14 protein-coding genes are annotated in these 15,570 nt (G+C 36.8%); 4 read left to right on the forward strand and 10 right to left on the reverse strand.

The window, feature by feature from the left end; all coding sequences use genetic code 11:
• Nucleotides 1-20: 20 nt before the first annotated feature.
• Nucleotides 21-1,856, reverse strand: a complete 1,836-nt coding sequence (locus ACWM35_RS12400) for a PAS domain S-box protein (RefSeq protein ID WP_454818813.1) — start codon at nucleotides 1,854-1,856, stop codon at nucleotides 21-23.
• Nucleotides 1,857-2,165: 309 nt separating this feature from the next.
• Here ACWM35_RS12400 and ACWM35_RS12405 point away from each other — a divergent pair, with 309 nt between their 5' ends.
• The 3 genes from ACWM35_RS12405 (at nucleotide 2,166) to ACWM35_RS12415 (ending at nucleotide 4,121) form a co-directional block, all read left to right on the forward strand.
• The gene (locus ACWM35_RS12405; RefSeq protein WP_454818815.1) at nucleotides 2,166-2,354 is read left to right on the forward strand and encodes a hypothetical protein; all 189 of its coding nucleotides are present in this window, start codon (nucleotides 2,166-2,168) and stop codon (nucleotides 2,352-2,354) included.
• Between the two features lie 665 nt (nucleotides 2,355-3,019).
• Nucleotides 3,020-3,349 carry a PadR family transcriptional regulator gene (locus ACWM35_RS12410; RefSeq protein WP_454818817.1) on the forward strand — a complete coding sequence of 110 codons (330 nt, stop codon included), beginning with the start codon at nucleotides 3,020-3,022 and terminating at the stop codon, nucleotides 3,347-3,349.
• A 10-nt stretch (nucleotides 3,350-3,359) separates the two neighbouring features.
• A complete protein-coding gene (locus ACWM35_RS12415; protein ID WP_454818819.1) occupies nucleotides 3,360-4,121 on the forward strand; it encodes an HAAS domain-containing protein in 762 nt (253 codons plus the stop codon).
• Nucleotides 4,122-4,548: 427 nt separating this feature from the next.
• Here the strand turns inward: ACWM35_RS12415 and ACWM35_RS12420 are convergent, their stop codons facing one another.
• The 6 genes from ACWM35_RS12420 to ACWM35_RS12445 form a co-directional block, all read right to left on the reverse strand.
• On the reverse strand, nucleotides 4,549-4,956 hold the full coding sequence (locus tag ACWM35_RS12420; RefSeq protein WP_454818821.1) for a VOC family protein: 408 nt from the start codon (nucleotides 4,954-4,956) through the stop codon (nucleotides 4,549-4,551).
• 810 nt (nucleotides 4,957-5,766) lie between these two features.
• Nucleotides 5,767-6,105, reverse strand: coding sequence for a hypothetical protein (locus ACWM35_RS12425; RefSeq protein WP_454818823.1), 339 nt, complete (start codon nucleotides 6,103-6,105; stop codon nucleotides 5,767-5,769).
• Between the two features lie 297 nt (nucleotides 6,106-6,402).
• Entirely contained in the window at nucleotides 6,403-6,807 is a 405-nt protein-coding gene (locus ACWM35_RS12430) for a YkvA family protein (protein ID WP_454818825.1), read from the reverse strand.
• Between the two features lie 318 nt (nucleotides 6,808-7,125).
• Nucleotides 7,126-8,088 (reverse strand): sensor domain-containing diguanylate cyclase, encoded by a 963-nt coding sequence (locus tag ACWM35_RS12435; protein ID WP_454818827.1) that lies wholly within the window; start codon nucleotides 8,086-8,088, stop codon nucleotides 7,126-7,128.
• A 219-nt stretch (nucleotides 8,089-8,307) separates the two neighbouring features.
• Nucleotides 8,308-9,318, reverse strand: a complete 1,011-nt coding sequence (locus ACWM35_RS12440; RefSeq protein WP_454818829.1) for a DUF1646 family protein — start codon at nucleotides 9,316-9,318, stop codon at nucleotides 8,308-8,310.
• Nucleotides 9,319-9,443: 125 nt separating this feature from the next.
• A complete protein-coding gene (locus ACWM35_RS12445; RefSeq protein WP_454818831.1) occupies nucleotides 9,444-10,322 on the reverse strand; it encodes an alpha/beta fold hydrolase in 879 nt (292 codons plus the stop codon).
• A gap of 188 nt (nucleotides 10,323-10,510) precedes the next feature.
• Between ACWM35_RS12445 and ACWM35_RS12450 the strand changes: the two genes are divergently transcribed.
• Nucleotides 10,511-11,320: a PaaX family transcriptional regulator C-terminal domain-containing protein gene (locus tag ACWM35_RS12450; protein WP_454818833.1), complete on the forward strand. Its 810-nt coding sequence runs from the start codon at nucleotides 10,511-10,513 to the stop codon at nucleotides 11,318-11,320.
• Nucleotides 11,321-11,572: 252 nt separating this feature from the next.
• On the opposite strand, the gene ACWM35_RS12455 is transcribed toward ACWM35_RS12450, so the two are convergent.
• The 3 genes from ACWM35_RS12455 to ACWM35_RS12465 all read right to left on the reverse strand — a co-directional run bounded on the left by ACWM35_RS12455 (nucleotide 11,573) and on the right by ACWM35_RS12465 (nucleotide 15,552).
• A complete protein-coding gene (locus ACWM35_RS12455; protein WP_454818835.1) occupies nucleotides 11,573-12,631 on the reverse strand; it encodes a PDDEXK-like family protein in 1,059 nt (352 codons plus the stop codon).
• 689 nt (nucleotides 12,632-13,320) lie between these two features.
• Nucleotides 13,321-14,448, reverse strand: coding sequence for a GerAB/ArcD/ProY family transporter (locus ACWM35_RS12460; RefSeq protein WP_454818837.1), 1,128 nt, complete (start codon nucleotides 14,446-14,448; stop codon nucleotides 13,321-13,323).
• An 18-nt stretch (nucleotides 14,449-14,466) separates the two neighbouring features.
• Nucleotides 14,467-15,552, reverse strand: coding sequence for a Ger(x)C family spore germination protein (locus ACWM35_RS12465; protein ID WP_454818839.1), 1,086 nt, complete (start codon nucleotides 15,550-15,552; stop codon nucleotides 14,467-14,469).
• Nucleotides 15,553-15,570: the final 18 nt, after the last annotated feature.

A 15,570-nucleotide genomic window follows, 5' to 3' on the forward strand; every position in this document is an offset into this window, starting at 1 on the left:
AGCGAGCAATGTAAAATAACTTAAAGGTTAAACGGTAAAATGATCTCAATCATCGTTCCCTTTTCATCACTCCAAAAATGAACCGTTCCGTTGTGATTTTCAATGATTTGTTTTGAAATCATGACGCCTAAACCTGTTCCGCCCTCTTTCGTTGTAAAAAAAGGCTGGCCAATTCGCTTTAGGATCGAATGTGGAATTCCTGTCCCCGTATCCTTAATGAGGATTCTCGCCTTCTCTTCACTATATTTTTTCAGTTCAATGAGGATGTTTCCGCCATCCGGCATCGCCTCTAAGCCATTTTTTATGAAGTTAATAAACACCTGCTTTAATTGATTTTTATCACACTTCATCCGTAAATCGCCAATTTCGTTGATGATTTCAATTTGAATATCCTTCATAATCGCTTGGGTATCCAGGAGCGCTTTGACATCATCAATCAAATCATTGACACATTCAATTCCTAATTTCGTAGCCTGTGGCTTTGCTAAAACCAATAGTTCACTAAGAATGAGCTCAATGCGATCCATTTCACCTTGGATAATATGAAAATAGGTTTTATTATCTAGCTGCGCCTCCATTAATTGAAGAAACCCCTTAATCGCAGTCAGTGGATTGCGGACCTCGTGCGCGATACCCGCCGCTAATTGTCCCGCAATCGATAATTTTTCCGAATTCAATAATAGTTCCTGGGTTTTCTTTCTTTCCGAAATATCGCGGACAATAATATGGTGACAGGGCTGATTTTGAAAAAAAGTAGGGATCGCCTTCACTTCAACATCCATCATCGTCCCATCCATTTGAATAAACTTATACTCCATAAAGTCTGCGATAGCGCCATTCTCGACCGATTCCATTCTTTTCCTTTCAATGCTGTGGTAGTCTGGATGGACAAAATCGAATAATGATTGCGCCATAATTTCCTCTGAACTGTTGCCACCCAATAAATGGACACCGGTTGCATTAATGAAAAGGATCTCTTCATTTCTAGCAATGATGACGGCATCCGGCGAGTTTTCAATCAGACTTTGAAATGCCCTTTTACGACTCCATAATTCTTCTTCCGCCCTTTTTCTTTCGGTGATATCTCGTATCACACTGACCACTTCAATGATATTACGGGTCTCAGGGTCGACTACGGCCCGGCAAAGTGCTTCAACCCAAACATGGCTCCCATCTTTTTTGCGCAGCTGATAGCTAGTCCTTCCATTGACTAAGTTCACCACCACTTCTTGCATTACCGACTCTGTTTTTCCCATATCATCAGAATGCACCATGGATAGAAGATTTTGATTCAGTAATTCATCAGGCGCATAGCCAAGGATTTGTTGACAAGACGGGGATATATAAAGGATATTACCCAGCAAATTTGTGCACACAATAATATCTAAAACATAATCCGTTAAAGACATTTGCACCTCTTCCATTTTCCTGCCTATTTCATGATTCTTTTTTAATTGGGTAACATCCTTTACTACCGCACACACACCGATCACTTGGTCATCCACAATGATTGGAATATTGGTGATATTTAAATCACATGGATTTCCACTTTTTATAAACATCCTGCAATCAAAGTTTTGAACCTGCCCTAAGACCGTTTTATGAAAATGATTAAATAATTTATCAAGACTATCAATGGGAAAAAGATATTGAAGCTTCAGGTCGATAAAATCATCAGCCGAAAACCTTGATAAGCTTTCAAAAGCTGGATTTACCGCAACGATTTTCCCTTCCAGGTCTAAAACAAAAATAGCATCTTGGTTTTGGGAAAACAGTTTCCCGTTTCTCTGTTCATCTAAATATTTTTTTAATAGGAGCTTCTTCTCACTTTTAATTTTACTAACAGGACTGTTCATCTATCTCTATCAAATCCTTTCCCCTAGGATATATAGTAAGAAGGCCACGATGAGATCACATCCTGGCTCGTGACTGGCTCAATCAAAATCACTCCACCAATCTATGTTATTGGAGAAAAAAATCTAGTTCATTCCTTTCTCCCTATTTATAATTTTCAAAATTGTTAATTATACCTTACCACAAATTGTCATTGACAGATAAGTATTTTTGTATTTTCAATTGAAATCAATGAGTAAAATATTGGAAATCGCGAAACTTTTCCTATATAAAGTGCGTATAAAAAAAAGAGTTAAAAGGGGGTAGAATACATGAATGCTTTGGAAATGAAATGTAAAAGTTGCGGCGGCACTTCTTTTGTACAAGCAATGGATTATATCAATCTTCGGCCAGTAGATAAGAAAATGGCAATTGGTTCCGAGAGAGTCTTCACCGTTTGTTTGGATTGCGGGGAGGTTATATCTATTAAAGTAAAGAACCCCGAAAAGTTAGTGAATTAGTGGATGAAAAGAGCCTTTGATGGCTCTTTTTGGTTATCTGCAATTTTTTTATATGGATGGCTGTTATAATTCATTGTTGATTTTCGTGGAGTACGAGATTTGATAGGGGTAGAATTTTCCGCTAATGTTGCTGAAAAGCTAAAACAGCCAATATAAGCGGAGAAATTTCGCTTATCTGCTCTAAATAAAGGAAAATCCATAGATTTGGATCATATAAGCGTAAAAACTTCCTTTATTAGTAAGGAAATATGGGTATTTCCCGATATAAAGGAAATTTGTACGTTTATTTTCTAAACATAGTGAAATCAGCATTCAGTCATAACAGAGCCTAAACATTATAGAAGTCAGAAATGAGCATCTTTCACCATGAATTGAAACCAATCCATAATCTTACAAATTCCTCACACTAAATACCGCCCGAATCCCCATATTTCAGGTAAAAACATAGTTTTAATCAAACGATTGATTACTTCTTCATGCAACTAATCAATCAATTGATTAAAAGTGATCAAAACCCTTTTGTTAAAACGAACCAGCCTTAGTTTTTTGGAAGAATTTTGTCGAATCATACATTCCTTTCCACAAAACCTTGCATTACAAGGTAATCCTCACTATACTAAGTATATACCTTGTAAAACAAGATAATAAGAACGGTGGAAAAGGAAATGTCACATACACAAATGATGAAGGGAATCCTGGATGGCTGCCTCTTAGCCATCATTAACGGGAAAGAGTGTTATGGTTATGAGATGGCCGAGCGTTTAAGCGAATATGGCTTCAGCACAATAAGTGAGGGCACCATCTATCCCCTGTTAATGAGAATGCAGCGGGAAGGACTCGTCACCTCTGTGCGCAAAGATTCAACCGCTGGTCCAAAGAGGAAGTACTATTCCTTAACCAATGACGGCAAGCAAGCATTAGAGGATTTCATGACCAGATGGAGCCAATTAGAAAAAAGCGTGAACAACATTATTAGAAAAGAAATCAAAGATTGAGGTGGAGAAAATGGGGGAAATTCAACTATCCTCGAAAAGCACGAAATTTATTGATGACTTAAAGCTATACTTGTTTTCAAGCGGGAAAAACGATCAAGAGATTAAGGATATCACGGAAGAACTCGAGGTTCATCTATATGAGGCGGAACAAAATGGTAAATCAATTGATCAGATCATCGGTGCCTCTCCAAAAGAATACATGACGAGCATATCTACTCAAATGAAGACGGATTTTCGTGCCTGGGCAAAATATGTTCCGCTCGTTATCCTCGGTGGTATGTCCTTTACTATTTTCGGGGACCTCCTAGAGGGCCCATTGCAGTATAGTGTATTAAAAATCAGCGGATCGATCGTCTTTTGTCTTTTGTTCCTTGCAGGGGTTTTCGGTGCGTTTCGCTATATTGCTAGAAATCAAGTCTCGAGAGTCAAGGAAATTTTCATCATCAGCTTACCCATTTTCCTTAACATGGCGTTTTTCGTCGGTTTGCTCATCGTTGATTCGATGGTTACCACCCCAATCATTGATTTTGGTTGGATCGGCAGCGCCATCATTGGCATCTTTTTTCTATGCTTTGTCATCTATTTTTCCATTTGGGGGAAGACAGCCGTTTTGCCTGTCATCCTAGTCGCCTTTCATCTGCCGACCTTTTTGCTATCTTATACCTCTTTCGATGAAGTGACACAGGCCATCGCTGGTATAGCCATCGCCTATATACTAATTGGGCTCTATCTATTTTACACTTTTAAAAAAGAAAAAAAGCGACAGCAATAGAAGGATAGGCCGTTCTCTTTTGGAGTATCCACAGGTATAAAAACACATATAAAAGCAGCTAAAATAGCAGAGTTATTCGCATATGAATTCGCTCTGCTATTTTGTTGATTTATTGGGGTTTATGACAATTCTTATACCAAAATTAACATTATAAATAGCAGGTAAATTAGCACGAGCATAATAAAAATTATGCCTTTGCTAATTGCAATGCGAATAGACTTGATAATTTGATAACAAAAAAACGACAGTTAGCCTGTCGTCATTAAAATTTCTTATTAAACATAAGCACCCCGTTACTTTAAGTACATTACTTCACATATTTCTAATCTTATAAAAAATAAATTAAAAAATGATACCTGTTAAGGTATCATCCATTATAATATCAAACCTAAAAAAATCTAACTCTTTACCAAAAGTTTACCCCTGATTAAAATGCATTTTCATCCATATAAACGACTTCCCATAAATGACCATCTAAGTCCTGAAAACCCCATCCATACATAAATCCATGATCTTGAGGCTCGCTATCGGTTTTGCCGCCAGCTGAAAGTGCCTTATTTACCAACTCGTCCACTTGCTCTCGACTTTCAGCCGATAAGCAAAAAATCGCTTCTGAGGCAGTAGTAGTATCCACAATTTCCTTCTTACTAAACTCTTTGAAACGTTCTTCATTCATGATTAAAGCAAAGATATTGTCATTGATGATTATACTAGATGTGTTCTCATCGCTGAATTGTGAGTTTAACTCAAAACCGATCTCCGTCAAAAAGTTGGTGGACTTCTTTACATCTTTTACTGGTAAATTGATAAAGATATTCTTAGATTTAAATGCCATTTTATTCGCCTCCTCTTCAAATTATCATAGACACGAGTGCTAAGTCAAAATTTATTCCTATTATTCCGAATAATATATTTATTTAGGTGAAAGTATACCCATTTCGGATTAAAATATTCATTACTCAACTAACCTGCACCGTTACTTCAATAAGAAAAGCCGCCGAAAATGGCAGCTGTTCCTTTTCTCAAGCCACAGTTTGTGAAGAAACTGTCATAGAATAAACTCAACATTATATTTTAAAGTTTCTAACTTCGGTTGAAAAATTCAACTCCAAAAACGGAAGGAAGTGCTGTTATAAAAGAATAGATAATAAAATGAATATAATTACCAGCCAAAATATTAGATGTTGGCAAAGACAAATCCATATTTATATTTACTGCCATGCCATAATTAATAAGAAGCGACACAATCGACACAATAATAGTGAGAAGAATAATGTGATACCAAAAGTATTTTTTCAATAAAATTTGAACCAGGACAGTAATAGGATTAGCTATTAACAAGTAAATAGAAAAGACAAAAACAAACATAAACGGTAATGATAAGTAGTCAATCTCTTCACCAAGAAACACAGCATACAAGCAAAAGAAAATAAGAAAAAAGATGGAACTAAAAAGTGTACCTATAAAATACAATTTTATATACTGCAAATTAATCACCCTAACATTCATAACTTCAAGACTTATATCAATCTTTCTTCAACTATCCTGCCAGGGTACTTCAATAAGAAAAAGCATTACCATTATTCAAGTAATGCTACCCGTTAGCGCAAGTACAATACTTCACAAACTTCTAATCAAAAAGTTGTTAAGTTAATTCCTTTAACCACCCCTCGAACCATTCGGTGGGCAGTTTTACTTTAGAAAAGTCCAACTGTTGTAGTTCTTTAAGCGAGTACGTGTTAGCTAAATATAAATCCCACTGTGCAGAAATATCCTCTAATATGTCGTATAGCTTTTCATCATTTAATCCATTCTCATTCATATAATGCATATCACACCAATTACAAATTTGTTGATGAGTATATTGATTTGTTTTATTTACCACAATCTTTAACAATTCAACAAGGTTTTCCTTACTATACGAGCAATTGATTTCAATAAAATTTGATTCAGTCCAGCTGCCCGCATATCGGTCGCTTCCCACCAGTTACACCTCGGTCTAAAATATGATTGATATATAATTCAACGTATCTTGAATGGATTCCTTCTACAAGAAACCTGCTCCGTTCAGTTGAACAAGCCAGGATAAATAATTTCAACATTATCTTCCTATAAACGTGCTAAAAGCAGAGCTATTTCTATTTCAGTTGTTAAATCCACTGCTTTTATACTTGTTTTAATATATGCTTTTTCCTATGCGGGTACTCCAAAAGAGAACGGCTTAATAGAAGGAAAAAGTCGGTTTCCTGCAAGAAGCAGAAACCGACTTTTGGGTTAATCCCTATCCAATTTTCCCATCAATATCTGAGATATCCACCGTATCCCCAAACCAATCCTTAAGTTTTTCCTTCGCCTTTTGCTTAATATCATCATCGATATACATGGCTACCTGAAGCAGTGCAACGCCTAAGGCGCCTAAATCATCCGTATAACCCAAGCCAACCGCAATATCAGGAATCAAATCAAATGGGAGAATGAAATATCCTAAAGCTCCAATAATAATCGCCTTGGCCTTTGCAGGCACTTGTGGCTTTTGCAGAGTGAAGTATAGCAACAATACCGCATAAACGACGGACGCCCCCGCTTTTTTGGCAAACTTCTTTAACTTGTCCCAAAACTTTTCATCCGAATAATTCTTACTGGCTTTATCCATTTCTTTTTCAAGTTCTTCCTGGTTATTATCCATTTTTCCATCCCCTCTTTGGGTTTTATTATTTTACCCACTATCAGGTTCTATACGTTTTACATACCCCATTATCATTCAAATAGAACAGCTATTTTTAAAAAAAATGATAACGTGCATCAAAATCAAAAAAGCAGGAAAAATAGTACTCATTGGGACGCGGTACTTCATTCCCATGAAGCCAGAAAAAATGACTTCACCGGAATGAAACGAGGTGATTCATTCCCATGAAGTGAGAAAAAATGAGCCAACCGGAATGAAACGAAATGATTCATTCCATGAGGCGGAAAAAATCGCTTCCAGCCTAAATCCGATCATGCCTTAAACAAGTAACTTCTTTCTTTCGGCCTTATTCTTGTACATATTATTATCAGCCTGAGAAAACAATTCTTCCATGATGCCCTTTGAGTGATTGGCAAATGCATGACCAATGGACAAACTGATTCTTAAATTTATAGCATTTTCATTATGTTTTTCCATCTGTATTGAAATTTGATAAACCAGTTCCTCTACCTCTTCGATTGTGGTTTCAATCAAAATAATCGCAAATTCATCTCCGCCTAATCGCGCAGCCATTACCTTCTCGCTGGTAAATTGCTTGAGGAATGTCGCTGTTTCTTTTATTAAACGATCACCGGCCTTATGTCCATAATGATCATTGACATATTTAAGCTCATCTAAATCACAAATAATGATGGAAATCGGAGTATTGATCTGTTGATCATATTTCTCAAAGACGATCTCGAAATATTCACGATTATAGAGATCAGTTAGATTATCATGATAAAGCTGATATTCTAATTGATTCTGTAATTCTATTCTTTCATCAATACACCTAAGAACCCCCTGAAGGGCAACTAATTTTTCGTTTTCATATATTGGCGTTGCGTATTCTTCAAACCATCTATATTTGCCATCTTTGTCCTTCCAACGCTGGATGATTCCTTTGCTAAAATCTACTTCTCCCTTGATTTTTCGAAAAAGTATTTCAAAATCATCTGGATGAATGTCTCTGAAGGCAACTTCAGCATTTATGTATGCCTCTTTGTTCGTGCCTTCCCCAAAAAAGGCTTCTGCTGAGGGACTAAGATACTTAAACTTTACCGTTGGATAAACTTGAGCATAATAAATAAAATCATTCGTATTTTCTACGACATGAACAAAACGATTATGACCATTAATAAGAATATCCCTCTGCATTTTCCAGCTTAGACAAATTAAAACGATCATCAATATCCACATAATACAAGCGATTAAGAAACCAATTAGAAATTGTTCACTCATCTACGTTGTAACCTTCTTCCACTATGACCATATATTCCTATAAAAATAGTACCTTCCTAATAGTTCTATTTTAACATGGAATAGTTTGGGATACGGTAGAAAATTTACCAATATTATTCGAAAATGGATTACCAGACAGACTCCGATTTGTAAAAAGTCGGTAAAAAAATAAAAAAGCGTAATTGGTCACCGCCACTTACGCTTTTTCAAAAGATTTGTTTAAAAAATAAACAGAACGATAAAATACAATAACATCGTAGCCAGTCCAACTGGAACACCGAAGGCAGCCCACTCTTTGCTGGTGATGTTCAATTTACCAGCGGCAATGATGTTGGGAATGTTACCAGGGATCAGCATGCCACCACTGATGATAAGACCTAACAAGACGGCACGGATGGTTTCCGTATCCATGAGCGGACTCACTTCAGCTGCAACCAGTGTAGCATTGTCCAGGATAGCGGAAATCATATTAATCCAATACAAAAGACTAGGTGAAAGACCGATGACATACTCATTGATAAAAGGCTCAAAACCATGTCCGAGAAAGGTTAGGCCCATCACGAATAAGTAAATTTTCAAAGAACGAATGACGATTTCTTTGTAACTCTCCTCTTTATTATCGGAGTGAAGCCCTCCCTGATTCTCATAAGGTACTACCAAGAAGTATGACAAGAGCCCGAACAGGATGACAGCAGGAATGACCTCCTTACCGATCAGTTCCATTAAATAAAAAAAGTCTTCATTAAGCTTGCTGATCGCGATGGTAGCTAACGGTTCGCCAATCGGGGTCAACGCCGCACCAAGACCAATAGAAAAACATGCCAGCACCGTGAAACGCACCTCAGATTTTCGATCCAGCGGCAGAACATTCACGATAATGACAAGAACAATGGCAGCAATAATCGCTGTAATGATACTGGAGAGAAGCCCTAGAAAAATGACTGTTAAGGCAAAAAATATTCTTGGCGTCAGTTTTTTACTGCCCCAGAGGATCGATTTTTCGATTTGCGACTGGAACCATTTACAAACCAAGCCGGCAATAAAAACCGCAAGTGTAATATGGATAGGATCAATCAGCGCCTTTTTAATAAGATGACCATCCATCATGCCGCTGATGATAGAAGCCGCAATCCCCATAATAAACAAAAAGATCTCCAAATTGTGTTCCACTTTTTTCACAAGAAAGGGCAATAGTAAGACTAATAATAGAATAATAACTAAACCAAACATATCCGCTTTCCTTTCATTTTTGAAATAGCAATATAACTATCATATCAAACTATTAAGAATTTTTCTTTTAGAAAAAAAAGAGTTTGTCCCGATGTAATGAGACAAACTCTTTTTATTTATCATGACTATTTTTCATCCATCAAAAAATCCAATACACGCGCATTGATATAATCGGGATTTTCCAGCGACATTAGATGACCAACACCTTGAACCATTTCGGATTGCAAATGAGGAAGGAATTTTCGAGCGCGTTCCAAAGCCACTTTTGGATCATACATAACTTCTTTATCGCCTAACAACAAAAGGATCGGAGTTTGAATAGATGACAACTCCTCATCTGTAAAAACATAAGGAAAACCATTTTTTTGTGGTGCACTATTTCTCTCAGAATCCACCCACATCATTCCTGCCACGAGCTGTTCCTTAATAAAGGGATGTACTTGATTACGATCTTGAAAAATCCAATCTAAAAAAGCTTCCACACCTTCTGGATTTTTCACCATTCCAAAAGCATAGGCATAAAAAGCCTTGTCAAAATGGACGAAGGTTTCCGCCGGGCTCATGACCACGGCTCTATTTACCCTTTTAGGAGCAAACTGCAGGAAGTTTACAGTATGTAATGCTCCGTAGGAGAGTGAAACCAGATCGGCCTGTTCAATCCCCAATTGATCCAATACCTCTTCCAACCATTTGGCATAACTAGCTCTATCGGTAAACGATTTTTCAGGTATACTCTTGTTTTTATCTCCCAAAATATCTATCGCAAATACACGGTAATGTTTACTCCACTCTAAAATATTCGCGTACCACATCGTCGAACTCATCTGCGCACCATGCAATAAAACTAACGGAGGCGCATCCTTTTGCCCACTTTCGATTAGATGGGTCTTGCCATGGGAGGTTTCTACAAAATAAGCATTATAATCGACTGGCCAAAGTTTAAGACTATTTTGATAGGAATCTAAGTAAATCAATTTCTCCACATTACTTATCGTTTCATTCATGATAATATTTCCCCCTTTTATTGTTCATTTTATTCGCTTGCGATTGTGACAAGAAGTTCATCGATTATCGACGTTTCTCCCTTTAATACGGTATCCATCAAACATTGCAGGGATTGTTATGATACAATATAATAACCTTTTAAACTAAAGTGTAACTTCTAATGATATTTATAAATGAGGTGAAGAGTATGACGATTGAAAATCAAACCTTATATTTGCTATCCAAAGTGCAGGAGATAGAAGGAAAAGAAGTCATTAAAATTTACGAGGCGATGGGCTATACCCCGCAATCCGTTCGTAATATTTTTTCAAAGCTTAAAAAGGATCATTATATCCATAGTACCGGGCGTTCTATTTACCAAATAACAGAGGCCGGTAAGGAATTCATAACCTCCCGTTACGAGAAGGAGAATTTTTACAACCATATTTGGGACAACAAATGGTTCATGGTACTTTCTGAAATTCCCGAAACCCTTCGAAAAAAAAGAGATGCCTTTCGTAAGTCTTTAATTGAGGTAGGATTTGGCTCGTTATATAAAAGTGTATATATATATCCTTGGGATCGAACTAGGGTTGTCCTATCTATCATCGATTCGCTTGAAATCGAAGAGTATGTAACGATTCTTTCCAGTGATGACTTTATTATGAATAAAATCAGTCGTGATGGGTCCAATGCTAACAATCAAGCATCTAGGATCTGGAACCTTCGAGAGGTAAACGATCTCTATCAAGAAAAGCTAGAGTTTTACAAAACAACATCAGAGCCTCATATTGCTGAATTTGTTAGCAAGAAATCACAGGATTATCTGCAACTATTTATTTGTTATTTAAAAGTCGATACTTTGAAAAACGAATTACTGGAAAAAGACCCTATGCTTCCTCCAGAGTTTCTACCAGGGAACTGGATGGGCACACATGTCCTTTCGACCTTGTCTCACGCCTCTGAAAAAATAAAACGCCTGATACCCGAAAGCTCGATTTACTTTAAGTTTTTATAATGTAGGGGTTCTTTTCAAAGGTCATTTATCACCTTGAACATATATAACAAAGTTAAACACTATCGTATTCTTTTACATTATAATTATGCATGGATATTTTTGTCAACAACTTTACCCCCTTTTCAACACAAAAAGGATGTTTCCTATTTTCACAAATCTAGGAATCATCCTTTTACAATTAAGAGCTATCTTTTCATTCGATGAAAATTGATGTTGACGGGCATCAGACACACGAAGTTCCTTATACTGACCCTAAGCTAAAAAATACTGATCAAGGTGCAGAGTAGTAGAAGCAAAAGCAATTTTTGCCCCCTCTAAATCAAACCTTTTTTCTGACTTATAGCACATAATCGTTCCTTTGTTTTCCTTCCAATGGTAAAAATCACCGAGTAATAGTTTCTTATTTTCAACTTCTTGCTGCAGCTCGTCAATTCCGTAAACATAATAATAAATTTTGAAGTCCCCTTCCGGTAAAGCGACCAAAACAAGATTTGTTTTCTCGCCCCAATGATCTGGGCAGTAGAAGCGGATCGCTACTCTTCTAGACCAATTATGAATCTTCTCTACGACTCTATTACCAGTCGTCTCAGATAAAACAGTCGAAAATACTTTTCTTAATGAATCAATATACTGTTCTTTTACCTCTATAAGTTCAAGAATTTTACTATAATTATCCTGTGCAAAACCCATTAATTCCTTGTCCACTTTCTGCTCTCCAATCAATTGTTCTAAATTTATTAGGTAATCCTTTAAGAAGAAAGACCATTTAGCATTTCCCGAGTTAAACATATAGGGCCCAGATTGTTTTTTAATTTCAGAAATCAATTCCTGGTATAAAACACCATGCCAATTCAACGGAATATTGGTTAATTCAAAAATGGACAAGATGACTAATATCGGTTCTTTATCGGGATATTTCTCTTTTACATAAAACTCATAGTCATCTAATGGATTAAGCAATGAATGATAGATTTTATTCTCAATGAGAAGCACCCAATTTTCAGAAGCCAAAACAAGATCGATCCTGTTCCCCGCGTCAGTAATCGCCTCACGCTCGATCACTTCAATTGGATTTTCTTCAATATCATCTATTTCCTTTCCTAAAATCTTAAGAAAAGATGATAAAAATAGGGTTTCAAATTGGTGCTCCTCCCTTGGGTCCAGGAAGAAAGATAGCACATCACTAATAGGATTTTCGTAATGTCCTCGTCCCCCAATCGAGAACACAGTTTTCTCCTTTTTCGGTCGTACAAACTTCTTCATACCTTCTAACAGTTCGTTGTATTTCACTATATTTTTCTGAATCTCCAATACCTGTCACCTTATTTCCTATACAAAATCTATTCCTATTTCATCATAACATTTCGCACTACTATTGCTACCAAACGTGGTGCGGTTCTCCATTACACAAACTGATCAATATTCTAGTTCATGAAGTTCTGCATTCTAGTACAATGAAAATATCAATAGATTCATAGCTCTAATGAAAGGAAGAAAAACCATCACACACTATCTTATGAACCAACGAGTGAACACGCAAAACGCGTCTACGAAAAAACGGGTTTCCAAGAAATGGAGGGCCTGATTATTGGGGGCGAACAAGTTTCCCGCTTTACTTTTTAGCATTAGGCGATGTTATAACTGAGTGTTGATTTTCCTGTGTTTGAAAAATAAACGGAAAAATTCCGTTTAAATTGGGAAATACCTATATTTCCTTAATAATAAGGGGAGTTTTTCCGTTTATAATATAAAAATCTTTGGATTTTGGCTTATTTAGAGCAGTTAGTCGGAATTTCTCCGCTTATATCTGCTTCTTAGCTCCCTTTACAAACATTAACCGGAATTTCTCCGCCTAAGAATCCTCTTCCCTACAGGAAAATCAACAATGAATAATAACAGAGCTTAACATTAAGAAAAACCACAGGGGAGGTTCACATGGCCTTTTCATACACTTTTTCTTTGCAAAAAAGCCCATGGAACCGTCCCCATGGTATCCCACTCTACAACGCTGATTCATTCCCCTGGCGCTCCGGCTTCCGCTTCGCTTTTATGGACTTGATTAAGCTGATCAAAAACAAAAGGGGAATATAACCATATAAAAAAAACAGGCCTGAGTAACTAGCAACGTTTTCTACCATTTCCTTTATAAGGATATCCTCTACGTTACTTGTTATCAAAAAGTAACTTATAAGCAGAAAAAAAAGGATAAAGGTTGGAGTCAGTCTCATAAAGGTCATTTTTATGATCCTTACGGATGACCATAAGTAGGTGCACACAACTGGAAAAAAAACGAGTAGCCAGGTAAAGATAAAAATAAACTCAAACCTTTCTAGAAAAGGCATTTGGATACTTTTTATCATCGATAAGGTGGGCCATGATAAACGCTGAAGTTTACCTTGTGTGTAGTAAGTAAAAGTCAATACCGTGACGATAAAGTATAAGAGGGTTGTGTAGAGTAAACCGAAATGCCCCCACTTGCTGGACTTCATGCCGTTTTTGATAAAAGGAAGAAACACAAGAACGGTCTCTAAACCAAAATACATAAAACCACTCTCTTTTGCTGAGAGCAGGTACTCCTTCCAGTCATGAGTAAAGAAAGGCATGATGTAGGTAAAGTCTATATATCTAAATAAGTAGACAATCGATAGCAATAATGTGCTGGGTATGATCACCCCCCAGAACGCCATACCTGCAATTAACCGGAAGCCCCCAGAAACAATATAGTAAATACCCAAACAAATCAGTAGAGAAAATTCCCAAGAACCGATCCCATCAAACACCCAAATCTGAAGAATATTAATATAGGACTGGACAGCTGCTAGTCCTACCATAAAAAAATAAATGGCCACCAAAAGGTTTAGAAAGCCTCCAGCATATTTACCGAATACATCCTTATGGAACGAGATAAGATCCCCTTGACTGGAATTCCTCATAATATGCAGCATCATGAAGAAAATAATGTGTAAACTTAGGCCGACCGCCAAAACTGAAACCCATGCATCTTGTTCGGCTCCCTTGATGATATCGGATTGAAACCTTAATACTCCAATCCCCGTTTGTGACGCATGAATGAGGAAAAACAGGAAAAAAGGTGAAACCATTGCCTTTTCCTTAACTATAACTTGCATAAGAATCATCCTTATTCTTTAAACATCTAATCCTGCATTAATAATTTCTAACTGAACATCTACGTTAATGGGTAATTGAGGATACATCTCATAAAATTCCTTTTCATCCCATACTCTCATTTTGGACCGAACAATATTGCCTATTCCGATGGGATCTAATTCATTTCCCTTTAAAGTCCGCAAAAGCTCTTCTACTCTTTTTTTTACCTCGGCAGTGATAAATTGATTTAAAAGTTCATAATCCTTGGCACGCGTTGGTTTGATCCAATCAGGATACTGACTTACTGTCCATTGTAGATTTAAGGCTAGATTTAACTCTGGTCGTTTCGATTCCGAATTCCTCAATTCCCATTTATGACCATTTTTATGAGCACGAGTCACAATTATCCCTTTTTTCCCCTTATGTTCTACATCCATTTTCAAGATGCCTTCACTCCGTCTATTAACGAGTGTCGAAAAAATAAACGTTTGTTCGTCATTTAACATACTTTTCAGCTTTTCATCCTTAAATATTCCTATTCCTTTAACCATCACTTCTTTTTGGTCATCTAGGGCAATCACTGGGGCATAAGCGTCCATCCCTTGTCCGTAAAATTGATTTAAAAAAAAATGCAGATTCGTTTCAGGTAAATGCTCCCTCGTCATGTTGTGTTGAATACTATCAAGCAAATGAAGCGAATCACCCTTACTAAATTCCTTTACTGTATACTCCGCTGATTGTTCAGAAATAGCGATTTGAATGTTCGTTCCAAGTTCTGGATTAATAATAAACCGTTGTACCATCTCCTCAATACCGGATTCAGCATACTTCTTCCCTAACACAATCACTCTGATCTTTGCCAGCTTAATCGGCATTTCTGAATGTTTATCAAATTTTTGGTAAAATAAGTGACCGGAAGCTGCTTTTTCATTTATTAATTGAATATTATCCGTATCTTTACTTTTCGTATAATTGGGATAAAGCCCCGTCCCAACTAACTGATTCTTCTCCTTATCAAGCTCGATTACATGAATCATGCTTACCTTATCAATCATTCTCAGTCTCGTACATCCGAGTAGACAGATGATACAGATGGAAATCAACAAAAGCGTTCTTTTGTTCACCTTTATCTCAACCTTCTT

It is taken from the genome of Neobacillus sp. K501 (genome assembly GCF_053749995.1).

What these genes read in the sequence shown, in the direction of transcription:
- ACWM35_RS12400 (WP_454818813.1), bottom strand. Translation starts at nt 1,856, where the DNA reads ATGAACAGTCCTGTTAGTAAAATTAAAAGTGAGAAGAAGCTCCTATTA.
- ACWM35_RS12405 (WP_454818815.1), top strand. Translation starts at nt 2,166, where the DNA reads ATGAATGCTTTGGAAATGAAATGTAAAAGTTGCGGCGGCACTTCTTTT.
- ACWM35_RS12410 (WP_454818817.1), top strand. Translation starts at nt 3,020, where the DNA reads ATGTCACATACACAAATGATGAAGGGAATCCTGGATGGCTGCCTCTTA.
- ACWM35_RS12415 (WP_454818819.1), top strand. Translation starts at nt 3,360, where the DNA reads ATGGGGGAAATTCAACTATCCTCGAAAAGCACGAAATTTATTGATGAC.
- ACWM35_RS12420 (WP_454818821.1), bottom strand. Translation starts at nt 4,956, where the DNA reads ATGGCATTTAAATCTAAGAATATCTTTATCAATTTACCAGTAAAAGAT.
- ACWM35_RS12430 (WP_454818825.1), bottom strand. Translation starts at nt 6,807, where the DNA reads ATGGATAATAACCAGGAAGAACTTGAAAAAGAAATGGATAAAGCCAGT.
- ACWM35_RS12435 (WP_454818827.1), bottom strand. Translation starts at nt 8,088, where the DNA reads ATGAGTGAACAATTTCTAATTGGTTTCTTAATCGCTTGTATTATGTGG.
- ACWM35_RS12440 (WP_454818829.1), bottom strand. Translation starts at nt 9,318, where the DNA reads ATGTTTGGTTTAGTTATTATTCTATTATTAGTCTTACTATTGCCCTTT.
- ACWM35_RS12445 (WP_454818831.1), bottom strand. Translation starts at nt 10,322, where the DNA reads ATGAATGAAACGATAAGTAATGTGGAGAAATTGATTTACTTAGATTCC.
- ACWM35_RS12450 (WP_454818833.1), top strand. Translation starts at nt 10,511, where the DNA reads ATGACGATTGAAAATCAAACCTTATATTTGCTATCCAAAGTGCAGGAG.
- ACWM35_RS12460 (WP_454818837.1), bottom strand. Translation starts at nt 14,448, where the DNA reads ATGCAAGTTATAGTTAAGGAAAAGGCAATGGTTTCACCTTTTTTCCTG.